Annotated in this window: 12 protein-coding genes; 11 read left to right on the top strand and 1 reads right to left on the bottom strand. The window is 58.7% G+C overall.

All coding sequences use genetic code 11. The annotated features are described in order from the left end of the window. The first annotated feature begins 3 nt into the window (after positions 1–3). Genes SHIM_RS05995 through SHIM_RS06005 form a run of 3 tightly spaced genes read left to right on the top strand, consistent with a single transcriptional unit; the run spans position 4 to position 4254 of the window. Entirely contained in the window at positions 4–1521 is a 1518-nt protein-coding gene (locus SHIM_RS05995; protein WP_054001660.1) for a tripartite tricarboxylate transporter permease, read from the top strand. 6 nt (positions 1522–1527) lie between these two features. Continuing rightward, on the top strand, positions 1528–3012 hold the full coding sequence (locus SHIM_RS06000) for an aldehyde dehydrogenase family protein (protein WP_054001661.1): 1485 nt from the start codon (positions 1528–1530) through the stop codon (positions 3010–3012). A 9-nt stretch (positions 3013–3021) separates the two neighbouring features. Then, a complete protein-coding gene (locus tag SHIM_RS06005; RefSeq protein ID WP_054001662.1) occupies positions 3022–4254 on the top strand; it encodes a Tm-1-like ATP-binding domain-containing protein in 1233 nt (410 codons plus the stop codon). Here the strand turns inward: SHIM_RS06005 and hpaR are convergent. Beyond that, entirely contained in the window at positions 4251–4688 is a 438-nt protein-coding gene (gene hpaR / locus SHIM_RS06010) for a homoprotocatechuate degradation operon regulator HpaR (RefSeq protein WP_054001663.1), read from the bottom strand. The two genes, SHIM_RS06005 and hpaR, sit on opposite strands and share 4 nt — an antisense overlap. A 107-nt stretch (positions 4689–4795) precedes the next feature. Here hpaR and SHIM_RS06015 point away from each other — a divergent pair, with 107 nt between their 5' ends. From SHIM_RS06015 to hpaH, 8 genes are read left to right on the top strand one after another with little or no spacing between them, the layout of a single operon-like run. Continuing rightward, positions 4796–5185: a 5-carboxymethyl-2-hydroxymuconate Delta-isomerase gene (locus SHIM_RS06015; protein WP_054001664.1), complete on the top strand. Its 390-nt coding sequence runs from the start codon at positions 4796–4798 to the stop codon at positions 5183–5185. Then, positions 5182–6693 carry a 5-carboxymethyl-2-hydroxymuconate semialdehyde dehydrogenase gene (gene hpaE / locus SHIM_RS06020; RefSeq protein ID WP_054001665.1) on the top strand — a complete coding sequence of 504 codons (1512 nt, stop codon included), beginning with the start codon at positions 5182–5184 and terminating at the stop codon, positions 6691–6693. Before SHIM_RS06015 ends, hpaE begins: the two co-directional genes overlap by 4 nt. Beyond that, positions 6693–7547, top strand: a complete 855-nt coding sequence (gene hpaD / locus SHIM_RS06025) for a 3,4-dihydroxyphenylacetate 2,3-dioxygenase (RefSeq protein ID WP_054001666.1) — start codon at positions 6693–6695, stop codon at positions 7545–7547. The genes hpaE and hpaD (SHIM_RS06025) overlap by 1 nt, the downstream gene beginning before the upstream one ends. A gap of 9 nt (positions 7548–7556) precedes the next feature. Continuing rightward, entirely contained in the window at positions 7557–8540 is a 984-nt protein-coding gene (hpaD, locus tag SHIM_RS06030) for a 3,4-dihydroxyphenylacetate 2,3-dioxygenase (protein WP_054001667.1), read from the top strand. Further along, positions 8537–10000 carry an NAD-dependent succinate-semialdehyde dehydrogenase gene (locus SHIM_RS06035; protein ID WP_054001668.1) on the top strand — a complete coding sequence of 488 codons (1464 nt, stop codon included), beginning with the start codon at positions 8537–8539 and terminating at the stop codon, positions 9998–10000. The genes hpaD (SHIM_RS06030) and SHIM_RS06035 overlap by 4 nt, the downstream gene beginning before the upstream one ends. Positions 10001–10003: 3 nt before the next feature. Next, positions 10004–11401, top strand: a complete 1398-nt coding sequence (locus SHIM_RS06040) for a pyridoxal phosphate-dependent decarboxylase family protein (RefSeq protein WP_054001669.1) — start codon at positions 10004–10006, stop codon at positions 11399–11401. Beyond that, positions 11398–12252: a fumarylacetoacetate hydrolase family protein gene (locus SHIM_RS06045; protein ID WP_054001670.1), complete on the top strand. Its 855-nt coding sequence runs from the start codon at positions 11398–11400 to the stop codon at positions 12250–12252. Before SHIM_RS06040 ends, SHIM_RS06045 begins: the two co-directional genes overlap by 4 nt. Then, positions 12249–13049, top strand: a complete 801-nt coding sequence (gene hpaH, locus SHIM_RS06050) for a 2-oxo-hept-4-ene-1,7-dioate hydratase (protein ID WP_054001671.1) — start codon at positions 12249–12251, stop codon at positions 13047–13049. Before SHIM_RS06045 ends, hpaH begins: the two co-directional genes overlap by 4 nt. Position 13050: the final 1 nt, after the last annotated feature.

The raw sequence follows: 13050 nt of genomic DNA on the forward strand, positions 1-13050 counted from the left end.
CTGTTGGAAAACCTTCTTGCCGGACTGGAAATGCTCGCCCGCTGGGATGTGGTATTTGCCCTACTTGTCGGGTCAATCGGCGGCGTCATCATTGGGGCCATCCCCGGCGTCGGGCCAGCCGTGGCCATCGCCATCCTGTTGCCCGCAACGTTCTCACTGGATCCGATTGTCGGGCTGACGATGCTGCTCGGCATCTACGGGTCGTCGATGTATGGCGGTGCCATTCCCGCAGTTCTGATCAACACGCCCGGAACAGCCGTGAATGCGCTAACGTCTTACGACGGCTACCCCATGACCCAGCGCGGCGAGGCGCACCGAGCGGTGTCGCTGTCCTATTCCGCGTCGTTCTGGGGGGGCATCTTTGGCATTCTGTGTTTGATCCTGCTGTCACCAGTTTTGGCGATGATTGCCCCGATGTTCGGATCACGCGAAATATTTCTCGCAGCCCTGCTTGGCATCATCCTCGTGATCCTCGCCCACCGAGGTCAGATATTCGCCGCCGGTCTTTTGGCGATGTTCGGTATCTTTTTGCAAACCGTCGGACTGGATGCGGTGACATACACACAACGCTTCACCTTCGGCCAATCCTTCCTATCGTCAGGCGTAAACCTGATTGTTGTCGTCTTGGGCCTCTTCGCCCTCAGCCAAGCCTTCTTCCTTCTCTCCGCCCCCGACAGCAGCCCCGATGCCAAACCCGTGACCGGTCGCATGGGCGCAGGGATCAAGGAGCTGCTGAAACACAAACGTGTCGCCACAGTTGCCTCAGGCTTTGGTGTGATCCTTGGCATGATCCCCGGCACCGGCGAGTTTACCGCCCAGTTCATGTCTTACACATACGCCCAGAAAACCTCGAAAGACCCCGACAGCTTTGGCAAGGGCTCCCCCGAAGGTCTGATTGCGTCCGAGGCCGCCAACAACGCGGTACCCGCCGCCGCGATGATCCCCCTTCTGGCGCTCGGCATTCCGGGCGAAGCGCTGACGGCCATGATGTTGTCTGTGTTCTATGTGCACAACGTCATCCCTGGCCCACAACTCTTTCAAAACAACATTGATCTGGTCTACGGTCTCTACTTTGCGCTGATTGCGCTCAACGTGATCGTTATGGTCTTTCTGTTGTTCGCCACAAATCTGCTGACCAAGATCATCCGCGTCCCCACCCGCTTTTTGGGCGTGTTGATCCTGCTGTTGTCCTTTGTTGGCGTTTATTCCCTGCGCAACTCGCTGACCGACTGTATGATTGCTGCCGGCTTCGGTGTTCTTGGCCTCATCCTGAAACGCTTGAACCTGCCAATTGTGCCGATCATTCTGGGCATGGTTCTCGGCGGCATCATGGAGGTCAAACTCCGCTCCTCGCTGCCGCGCCTCAAGACACCACTAGACATGATCGACCGGCCGATTGCCGCGATCATCTTCGGCATAATTGTTCTGGTTCTCGCACTGCACGTGCGCACTCTGATCAAGGAATGGCGCGCGCATCAGCCCGAAGAAGACCACGACTTGCACGACAGCCAAACAAGGTAATTCCCGATGGATCAGTCAAAAATCGACGCCCTGCGCGCCCTGCCCGTCCCCGCCTTTCATCATCTTATCGACGGCAAACATGTGCCTGCCTCCGGTGGTGGCACATTGGATATCATCTCGCCCATCGATGGTCAGGCGCTGACCACGACCGCTGCCGGTACCGCAGCGGATATGGAAGCCGCCATCACTTCGGCCCGCGCCGCGTTTGAGGATGGCCGCTGGTCCAACCAACCGCCCGCCGCCCGCAAGAAAGTGCTGTTGAAGTGGGCCGAATTGATTGAGGCAAACGCGCTGGAACTGGCCGTTCTGGGTGTTCGCGACAACGGTACAGAGATCGGCATGGCGCTTAAAGCTGAACCGGGATCCGCCGCCGCAACCATCCGCTACTATGCTGAAGCTCTGGATAAGATCTATGGCGAAATCGCCCCGACGGCTGGCGACATACTCGGCTTGATCCACAAAGAACCGGTGGGTGTTGTCGGCGCGATCATCCCTTGGAACTTCCCGATGATGATCGGCGCATGGAAACTGGGGCCGGCTCTGGCGGTGGGCAACTCCGTCGTTCTGAAACCTTCAGAAACCGCATCGCTCTCGCTGATGCGCATGGCCGATCTGGCGCTAGAGGCTGGCTTGCCGCCCGGCGTGCTCAACGCGGTTACCGGCGAAGGCCGTATTGTCGGCGAAACGCTTGGCTTGTCGATGGATGTGGACGTTTTGGTCTTTACCGGATCCGGCGGCACAGGGCGGCGTCTGATGGACTACGCTGCGCGTTCCAACATGAAGCGGGTTTATCTGGAACTTGGCGGCAAATCCCCCAACATCGTCTTTGCCGATGCACCCAATCTGGACGAAGCTGCCAAGGTCGCAGCCGCCGGTATTTTTCGCAATTCCGGTCAGGTCTGCGTGGCTGGCTCACGGCTTCTTATCGAGGCCCCAATACACGATGATTTTGTCGCCGCCGTGACCAAGGCGACCGAGGCAATGCGTGTCGGCGATCCGCTCAGGATCGACACCCATATTGGAGCCGTGAATTCCGAAGTCCAACTGACTGCCAACCTAGGTTTCGTGGATACAGCCACAGCCGAAAGCGGCCAAATTGTCACCGGTGGACATCGCATTTTGCAAGAAACTGGCGGCTACTACATGGCGCCCACAATTATCACAGGCGTCACCCGCGATGCCACGTTGGCGCAAAAAGAGGTGTTCGGTCCTGTCTTGGGCGTCACTCCGTTTGACACCGATGACGAAGCTATCTCTCTCGCCAACTCGACAGTTTACGGCCTCGCCGGCGCTGCTTGGACTGCAAACTTAAGCCGCGCTCATCGCATGGTCAAATCCGTGCGCACGGGCGTCATGCACATCAACACCTACGGCGGCGCGGATGGCACAGTGCCGCTCGGAGGCGTCGGTCAATCCGGAAACGGCTCTGACAAGTCGCTGCATGCGATTGAAAAATATGTGAATCTCAAAACTGCTTGGATCAAACTGTAAGGGACAGCCATGACCGACAAGACTATTCTGGTGATCGGCACCTACGACACCAAAGACGACGAACTGGGTTTCCTTGCTGATGTGATCCGTAATCAAGGTGGCAATGTCGTCACCATGGACGTCTCCGTTTTGGGCGACCCGTCCAAGCCGACGGATTATTCCAAACACGACGTCGCCACAGAAGGCGGCAGCACCATCCAAGCGGCAATTGACCGCGGCGACGAGAACCATGCGATGCAAATCATGGCCAAGGGCGCCAGCCTTCTGGCGGCACGTCTGCACTCCGAAGGTGCCTTTGACGGTATGATTGTACTTGGCGGCACGATGGGCACGGACCTCGCGCTTGATGTGGCAACAGCGCTGCCGCTTGGGGTGCCGAAATACATCGTTTCAACCGTGTCCTACTCCCCTTTGATTCCGGCAGAACGACTGGCGGCGGACACCCAGATGATCCTGTGGGCGGGGGGCCTTTACGGCCTGAATTCAGTTTGCAAAGCATCGCTGTCGCAGGCGGCGGGCGCCGTTCTGGGCGCGGCCCGGGCGGTGCAATTGCCTGACCCGGACAAACCGCTGATCGGCATGACATCGCTTGGGACTTCTGCGCTGAAATATGTCATTCCGCTCATCCCTGCGCTTGAGAAGCGCGGTTTTGAAGTCGCCGTGTTCCATGCCACCGGCATGGGAGGACGCGCCTTTGAAAGCCTTGCCGGCCAAGGCGCCTTTGCCTGCGTCTTTGACTTTTGCACCCAAGAGCTGGGCAACCATGTCAACGGTTCCAACATTTCTGCCGGTCCGGACCGACTGACCAATGCCGGCGCAACGGGCACGCCGCAAATCGTCGCCCCGGGATGCTATGATTTGGTGGACATCGTCGGCTGGCAACCCCTGCCCGAGGTTTGGGACAACCACCTGACACATGACCACAACCGCTTGCTGACGTCTGTTGTTCTAAAAGCGGAAGAAACCAGAAAAGTTGCAGACGTGCACTCCGAGCACCTCGCACAAGCCAAAGGACCAGTGGCGTTGATCCTGCCGGAACACGGCCTTGGCGAATGGGATCGCGAGGGGGCGGATTTGCACAATCCCGACGGCCTCGCGACGTTCTTGGCTGAGATTGAGGAAACCCTGCCCGAGACCGTGCAAGCCCACCGCATCCCTTGCCACATAAACGACGCCGAATTCGCCGACAAAGCGCTGGAGATTTTCGACGGCTGGTGTGCCGACGGCACCATCTCGGTTTAGGAATGGTTTCCAGGGTCGAGCATGGCCAACAGGTCAAGCAGGGTCTCATAGTTTTGCTCGCCCAGTGTCTCTTTGAAACCTGCCACAATCAGCGCGGCTTCAGGCAAACAGTCGTCGATGATTTTTTGACCGGCCGGCGTGATGTCAACAAACTGACGACGCCGGTCTTTGACGTCCCGTGTTTGCGTCACCAATCCCTTCTCACGCATGGTCGCGGCCATCCGTGTGAGACTTGGGAACAGCAAACTGGAACGATCCGCCAGGGTTTTTGTATCCATCCGCCCATACTCGGCCAAAACCCGCAGCACCCGCCATTGCTGTTCGGTGATTCCCGTCTCGGACAACATGTCTCGGATCGGCGACATCACGCCTTCGCGCGCACGAATCAACGCAATTGGCAGGGATCGCACGGTAGAAGGAAGGGGGTTCGTCATGTTTGCCTCAAGAATCTGGTGCCGCTCAAATGCAGTGCAACACAGGTGTTGACAACAGACCATAGCATTAATTAACTTCGCAGCAATTAACATGTTAAGGAAAAGCCGTGCCCCACTTTCACATCGACTATTCTGCCAACATCGAAGAGGCCGTCGACATCCAAGCGTTGTGCGAAGCCATCCGGGCGACCGCCGCTGAAATCGAAACTTTTCCAACCGCCGGAATCCGCGTCCGTGCAACATGTGCCGATCACGTCTCTATGGCCGACGGCAACCCTAAACATGGCTACATCGATCTGAGCGTGCGGTTGCGCGAAGGCCGAGCTGCTGACGTCAAACAAGACGCCATCACCCGCATCTTTGCAGCCCTCAAAGATTTTATGAGCACAGCAATGGAAACCCGCTCCATCGCGCTGTCAGCCGAAATTCGAGACATCGACGCGGCCCTATCCCCAAAATTCGGAACCGTCCGTGACCACATGGAGGACAACGCATGAGCGTTCTTGACGACAACAGCGCCAAACTGGACGGCTATCTTGGCCGCTTCCGCGACACCGGCATCCTGAACCGCATCGCCGGCCAAGATGTGGCAGGCATGGATGGCACGTTTCAAAACACCTCCCCTGTGGATAAATCTGTCATCTGCGACGTGGCGCACGGCACCGCCGCCGACATCGACAAAGCCGCCAGTGCTGCGCACGACGCGTTTGCCGCGTGGCGCGACTTGCCGGCACTTGAGCGCAAAAAGATCCTCATCCGCATCGCCGAAGGCATCGAAGCCCGTGCCGAGGAAATCGCGCTGTGTGAATGCTGGGACACCGGTCAGGCCTACAAATTCATGTCCAAAGCTGCGCTGCGTGGCGCTGAAAACTTCCGCTACTTTGCGGATCAGGTGGTTCAAGCCCGCGACGGTCAGCACCTGCAATCGCCCACGTTGATGAACATCACCACCCGCGTGCCGATTGGACCGGTGGGTGTCATAACGCCGTGGAACACGCCCTTTATGCTGTCCACATGGAAAATTGCGCCGGCTCTGGCTGCTGGCTGCACCGTGGTACACAAACCCGCCGAAGCATCGCCCTTGACGGCGCGCCTGCTGGTTGAGATCGCCGAGGACGCCGGCTTGCCGCCCGGCGTGCTCAACACCGTCAACGGATTTGGCGAAGGAGCAGGCAAAGCGCTTTGCGAGCATCCTAAAATCAAGGCTATCGCCTTTGTCGGCGAAAGCCGCACAGGCAGCCTGATCACCAAACAGGGTGCTGACACTCTCAAGCGCAACCACCTTGAACTCGGCGGCAAAAACCCGGTCATCGTGTTTGACGACGCCGATCTGGACCGCGCCCTGGATGCCGCGATCTTCATGATCTACTCGATAAATGGCGAACGCTGCACGTCGTCGTCACGCCTGTTGATTCAGGACACCGTGCGCGAGGAATTCGAGGCCAAGCTGATCGCGCGCGTCAACAACATCACAGTCGGCCACCCGCTGGATCCTGCAACAGAAATCGGCCCGCTTGTGACCGAAGAACACTTCAACAAGGTCACAAGCTATTTTGACATCGCCAAAGAGGACGGCGCGACCATAGCTGCCGGCGGCGTCACCATCGGGGATAAGGGCTACTTTGTCCGCCCGACGCTGTTTACTGCCGCCACCAACCAGATGCGCATCGCACAAGAAGAGATATTCGGCCCTGTGCTGACCTCCATTCCTTTCTCCACCGACGAAGAAGCCCTCCAGATCGCCAACGACATCCCCTACGGCCTGACCGGATATGTCTGGACCAACGACCTGACACGCGCTCTACGCTTCACCGACAAACTTGAGGCCGGCATGATCTGGGTGAACTCCGAAAACGTCCGCCACCTGCCGACCCCGTTTGGCGGTGTCAAAGCCAGCGGCATCGGCCGTGACGGCGGCGACTGGAGCTTCGATTTCTATATGGAGCAAAAGCACATCGGCTTTGCCACGGGTCAGCACAAAATCACCAAACTGGGGGCGCTCTGATGGGAGAGATCGTTCTCGCCGCGAAATGCACGCACGTTCCCACCATGCTGATGTCCGAACAGGACGGCCCGGTGAAAGGCAAACGCCAAGCCGCCATCGACGGACACTTTGATATCGCCAACCGCGCCAAGGCACTCGGGGCAGATACCGTCATCATCTGCGACACCCATTGGGTCATCAACGCAGGTTTTCACATCAACGCGAACAACCGCTTTGAGGGGATGTTCACCTCCAACGAATTTCCGCAGTTTATTCAGAATATGCCTTACGAATACCAAGGCAATCCTGAACTCGGCGACGCAATTGCCAAAGAGGCCTCTGATCGTGGGACCTATACGCTGGCGCACCATCTGGACTCGCTAGAATTGGAATATGGCACGCTGGTTCCAATGCGGTTCATGTCGCGCGCCCACGATATGAAGGTCGTATCAGTCGCCGCGTGGTGCACAGTGCATGCCCACGACGAAAGCCGCATCGTCGGCGAAGCCATCCGCGCCGCGGTTGAGGCGTCCGACAGCAAAGTGCTTTTGGTGGCCTCAGGATCGCTGTCACACAAAATCTGGCCGAACAAGGACTATGCCGCCAACAACGGCACCTTCACCATCAGTTCCGAATTCAACCGCCAGATGGATCTGCACGTGTTGGATATGTGGCAGCGCGGCGATCACGCGGCATTCCTCAAGATGTTGCCGGACTATGCCGAGTTCTGCTGCGGCGAAGGCTCTATGCACGACACCGCCATGCTTTATGGTGCCCTTGGCTGGGACAGCTATGATGCGAAATGCGAGGTCGTGACCGAGTATTTCCCGTCGTCCGGCACCGGCCAGACCAACGTCGTCTTTCCCGTTCAATAGGAGGCCCTGATGCCCGTCCCCGCACCCAACCTCTATCCCGACTTCAACACAATCCGCCTGAGTCACGTGTGCCTGAATGTCCAAGACCTCGCCGCGTCGCGCAAGTTCTACACTGAAATTCTCGGCCTTCAGGTCACAAATGAGGATGACACCCACATCTATCTGCGCGCCATGGAAGAACGCGGGCATCACTGTGTGATCCTGCAAAAATCGGACCAACCAGGCACCGTCGAAGTCATGGGGTTCAAAACCTTTGACGAGGATGATCTGGACCGTGCCGAGGCATATTTCAAAGCCAAAGGCCGCCCAACGCAGTGGGTCAAACGCGCCTTTCAAGGCAGAACGTTGCTGACCGCCGACAACATGGGCATCCCGCTGGAGTTCTATCACAAAATGGACCGGCTCCCGCCGATCCACCAGAATTACGCGCTTTATCGCGGGGTAAAACCGCTACGGATCGACCACTTCAACTGCTTCAGCCACGACGTGGATGCTTCCGTGGAGTTTTATTCCGACTTCGGCTTCCGCGTGACGGAATACACCGAAGATGAGGACAGCAAAAAACTTTGGGCTGCTTGGCTACACCGCAAAGGCGGCGTGCATGACATGGCGTTCACCAACGGCACTGGCCCGCGATTGCACCACGTGGCCTTCTGGGTACCGACACCGCTGAACATCATCGACCTGCTCGATTTGATGTCCACAACTGGCTACGTCGACAACATCGAACGCGGCCCCGGACGACACGGCATTTCAAATGCCTTCTTCCTCTATATCCTTGACCCTGATGGCCACCGCATCGAAATCTACTGTTCTGACTACCAAACCGTGGATTCCGATCACGAGCCGATCAAATGGGATCTTCAGGACCCGCAACGCCAAACCCTATGGGGGGCCGCAGCACCAGAAAGCTGGTTCAAACACGGCACAACCTTTGTCGGCGTCGACACCAAAAATTCAACAATCAAAGCAAGTCCGATCATCGCACCATGACACTCACTCTTAAAACCCCCGCCCTCCTGCGCGAAGCCGCCTTTGTTGGTGGCCGCTGGATCACCGCCGACGGAACCGGCATCGCTGTCACCAACCCCGCCACCGGCGATGTTTTGGGACATGTCCCAGACTTAGGCGCGGCAGAGACACAAGAGGCCGTAAAGGCCGCGCAGATCGCGCAATCCGCTTGGGCCAAACGCACCGCCAAAGAGCGCAGCAACGTTCTGCGCCGTTGGTTTGACCTGATGATGGACAACCAAGCCGATCTGGCCGCGATCCTGACCGCTGAACAGGGCAAACCCCTGACCGAATCCAGCGGCGAAATCGCCTATGGCGCGTCCTTTATCGAATGGTTCTCCGAGGAAGCCCGCCGCGCCTATGGCGACATCACCCCGTCCAGCGCGCCGGACAAACGTATTCTGTGCATAAAACAGCCCATCGGCGTCACCGCCGCGATCACGCCGTGGAATTTTCCAAACGCGATGATCACGCGCAAGGCCGCGCCGGCTTTTGCCGCCGGCTGTGCCATGGTGCTCAAACCTTCCGAACTCACGCCATTTTCCGCCATTGCACTGGCCGTTCTTGCGCAAGAGGCAGGCCTGCCCGACGGCCTGTTCTCGGTGATCACCGGCGATGCCGCGACTATCGGCGGTGTGCTGACAAGCAGCCCAGTCGTGCGCAAACTAACATTCACTGGCTCAACCGGCGTCGGTGCCAAGCTGTATGAACAATGCGCGCCAACCATCAAAAAGCTGGGCTTGGAGCTGGGCGGCAACGCGCCGTTCATCGTCTTTGACGACGCGGATCTGGACGCCGCCGTCGAGGGCGCGGTCCTGTCAAAATTCCGCAACAACGGCCAGACCTGCGTCTGCGCCAACCGCATCTACGTGCAGGCAGGCGTGTATGACACCTTTGCCGAAAAACTGGCCGCCAAAATCGCGACGCTTCCAGTTGGCAACGGCGCGGATGACGGCGTGATCTTTGGCCCCCTGATCAATGACGCGGCTGTAACAAAGGTCAGCAGCCACATCGCGGACGCTGTCGCCAAAGGCGCGGCCGTCACGCTTGGCGGCAACCCGCATGAACAGGGCGGCACATTTTTTGAGCCAACCATTCTTACCGGCGTAACCTCGGACATGGCCGTGGCCACCGAAGAAACCTTTGGCCCTGTGGCACCCCTCTTTAAGTTCGACACTGAAGCCGAAGCAATTGATGCCGCAAACGCCACCGAATTCGGTCTCGCATCTTACTTCTTCAGCCGCGACATCTCGCGAGTCTGGCGCGTGTCCGAAGCACTTGAATACGGCATGGTTGGCGTCAACACCGGCCACGTCTCGACCGCAGAGGCGCCATTTGGCGGCGTCAAATCCTCGGGTCTGGGGCGCGAAGGTGCGCGCCAAGGCCTCGATGACTTTATGGAACTTAAATACATCTGCATGGGTGGCATCGATGGGGCATAACACATGAACTGGGACGACTTCGCCGGATGGAGCAAACACATCGCCGACTGGGGCGCGCAGTATCACAAGACGCTGGGCGACCGGCCCGTGCGCGCTCAAACAAAACCGGGCGACATCGCAGCGCAACTGCCCGCGTCACCGCCCGATCAGCCCGAAGACATGGCCGCCATTTTGCAGGACTTTGAGACCATCGTCATGCCCGGGATGACTCATTGGCAGCACCCGCGTTTCTTTGCGTATTTTCCCGCCAATGCAGCCCCGCCCTCGATGCTGGCGGAGCAGCTGGTCAACACCGTCGCCGCGCAATGTATGTTGTGGCAAACCTCCCCGGCCGCGACCGAGGTCGAGGGGCTGATGGTGGATTGGATGCGGCAGGCTTTGGGGCTTGCGGACCACTTCACCGGCGTCATTCAGGACAGCGCGTCCTCCGCCACCCTTTCTGCCGTGCTGACCATGCGCGAACGCGCCACCGGCTTCACCGGCAACCGCGACGGCCTGTCCGGCAAAGGCCACATGCGCGTCTACTGCTCTGATCAGGTGCATTCCTCAATTGATCGCGCCTGCTGGGTTTCCGGCATTGGTCAGGAAAATCTGGTGAAAATTCCGGGTGCCGGCCCACGCCACGGCATGGACGCCAACGCGCTGGATGCTGCGATCAAGGCTGATATCGCCGCCGGCCACACACCTGCCGGGATCATCGCCATCACCGGCGGCACCGGTGTTGGCGGCTGTGACGACCTGCCATCGATTATCAAGGTCGCAAAGGCTCACGATCTTTACACACACCTTGATGCTGCATGGGCAGGCTCCGCCATGATTTGCCCCGAAATTCGCGAGGAATTCTGGCAAGACGTCGACGCCTTCGACAGCATCGTGTTCAACCCGCATAAATGGCTCGGTGCGCAGTTCGATTGCTCTATTCAGTTCTTGCGTGACGCGACACCGCAACTCAACACGCTCAAGATCGAACCGGAATACCTCAAAACCACCGGCGCCGCCGTCACCAACTATTCGGAATGGACAATCCCTCTGGGTCGCCGCTTCCGCGCTCTGAAACTGTGGTTCCTGATCCGCTCCTACGGGCTGACAGGGCTGCAATCCCGCATCCGCAACCACGTCGCATGGGCGCATGAACTTTGCGAAGAAATTCGCCAGATCGACGGATTTGAAATCACAACAGACCCGGTCCTCAGCCTGTTTTCCTTCCGCTGCCCCGGCGATGACGCGATGCAGCAGCAACTGGTGGACACGATCAACGATGATGGGCGGATCTATTTGACCCAAGGCGCCTTTCAGGGGCGCAAAATCATCCGGGTTCAGGTTGGCCAATTTGACACAACACGCGACGACGTGATGGCTGTCGCCTCCGTCACGCAAGACATTTGGGAGAGCATCAAGTGAACTTCGCAACCTACTCCAGCGCAAATGAAACCTTCTACGGAGCAGCGACTGACAATGGCATGATTGCCCTCAACGACGCCTTCCCCCAGTGGCCCACTTTGCTGGATGCCTTGCAGGCTGGCGGCCTGTCAGCACTTACCGAAGCCGCCGGAGACAAAGCCGTCACACACACCGATTTTCACTACGAAATGGTGCTGCCCAACGCGCCGCGTATCCTGTGCGTCGGTGTGAACTTTCCCGACCGCAACGCCGAATACAAAGACGGCAGCGAGCAGCCGAAATTTATGTCGCTCTTCCCGCGCTTTGCATCGGGTTTTACAGGCCACAACCGCCCGCTGATCCGCCCCCCCGAAAGCCCGCAACTGGATTACGAAGGCGAGGTCGCAGTTGTCATCGGCACGGGTGGACGCCGCATTGCACAGGCTGACGCTTATGACCACATCGCCGCGCTGACGCTTTGTAACGAAGGCACCATTCGCGACTGGGTCCGCCACGCAAAGTTCAACGTGACCCAGGGCAAGAACTGGGACAACTCGGGCTCCATCGGCCCGTGGCTTGTGCCCTTCACCGATGCCGCCCAACTTGACGACGCCCGCATCCTCACCCGCGTGAACGGAGAAGTCCGCCAAGACGATGTTCTGTCGCGCATGATGCACCCGATCCGGCGCGAGATCGAATACATCTCGACTTTCATGACGCTGCACCCCGGCGACATCATTGTCACCGGCACCCCCACAGGGTCTGGCGCGCGCCTTGACCCGCCACGGTTCCTCAAACCCGGCGATGTCGTCGAGGTTGAGGTGAACGGTATCGGCACCCTGCGCAACACGGTGGAGGACGAAGTCCAATGACCCCCGAAGATCACGCCCGCGCCGCTGATGATTTGCTTCGTGCCGAGGCGACTGCCGAACAGATCGGCCTGCTCACCAAGCGTCACCCCGACATGGGTATGGACGACGCCTACGCCATCCAGAACGCGATCTACCGCTCCAAACTGGCACAAGGACAACCTGTGGTCGGCTGGAAGATCGGCCTGACGTCCAAGGCCATGCAATACGCGCTCAACATCGACATCCCAGACAGCGGCATCCTGTTTGACGACATGGTGTTTTCCCACGGCGCAACTGTCCCCAAGGGCCGGTTCATTCAGCCCCGCATCGAGGCCGAAATCGCCTTTGTGATGAAGTCCTCCATCGGAGGTTCCGACGTCAACCGTGATGACGTTCTCGCGGCAACCGACTATGTCGCGCCCTCGATCGAAATCCTCGACACACGCATCGTGCGCATGGACGCCGAAACCGGCAAGACGCGAACTGTGTATGACACCATCAGCGACAACGCTGCCAACGCCGGTATCGTGCTTGGTGCCGAACGCCACGCGGTCGATGCCTTCGATTTACGTTGGGTTGGGGCCATCACCTCTCGCAACGGCGAAGTCGAAGAAACCGGACTGGGCGCAGGTGTGCTGAACGATCCCGTCGAAAGCGTGGTCTGGCTCGCCCGGCGCATGGCGCAATACGGCCAAACCATAGACCCCGGTCAGATCATTCTGTCCGGCAGCTTTATCCGTCCGATTGAATGCCCGTCGGGTGCCAGTATCCACGCTGATTTCGGATCGTTTGGCACCGTCGACATCGCCTTTACCTAAA

The organism is Shimia sp. SK013 (assembly GCF_001292625.1).
In the GTDB taxonomy this organism is placed as follows: domain Bacteria; phylum Pseudomonadota; class Alphaproteobacteria; order Rhodobacterales; family Rhodobacteraceae; genus Shimia.